The following is a 597-nucleotide window of genomic DNA, read 5'->3' as shown; positions in this document are numbered from 1 at the left end:
CGCGCCTGAGATGGCAGGAGAGCCACAACCCGGGCTCGATATCCTCACCGACTTCCCTTGGGACAACCCGGTGCTGGATGACGATGCCCTGCAACTGGACGCCGCACCAGCAGCGGACCCCCAACAGACTGCAGAGGAAACCATGACCGGTGCTCCGGCAGCTCCAAACCCCGCAACTGACGCTGAGGCCGAGATCGGTTTGGAGGAGTTGTACCGCTTGCTTGACGACGAGAACATGCAGATCCCCGCCGCGCCTGAGATGGCAGGAGAGCCACAACCCGGGCTCGATATCCTCACCGACTTCCCTTGGGACAACCCGGTGCTGGATGACGATGCCCTGCAACTGGATGCCGCACCAGCAGCGGACCCCCAACAGACTGCAGAGGAAACCATGACCGGTGCTCCGGCAGCTCCAAACCCCGCAACTGACGCTGAGGCCGAGATCGGTTTGGAGGAGTTGTACCGCTTGCTTGACGACGAGAACATGCAGATCCCCGCCGCGCCTGAGATGGCAGGAGAGCCACAACCCGGGCTCGATATCCTCACCGACTTCCCTTGGGACAACCCGGTGCTGGATGACGATGCCCTGCAACTGGA

The 597-nt window shown here is 62.5% G+C and carries 1 protein-coding gene; it reads left to right on the top strand.

Annotated elements, in window-relative coordinates; translation table 11 throughout:
* Window positions 1-597: hypothetical protein (locus ABLN87_RS22335; RefSeq protein ID WP_353014306.1), on the top strand; the 597-nt coding region annotated here is incomplete at both ends.

The sequence above is a fragment of the Ruegeria sp. SCP10 genome, assembly GCF_040329495.1.
Taxonomy (GTDB): domain Bacteria; phylum Pseudomonadota; class Alphaproteobacteria; order Rhodobacterales; family Rhodobacteraceae; genus Ruegeria.
This window is presented reverse-complemented; position numbering and strand designations above follow the sequence as displayed.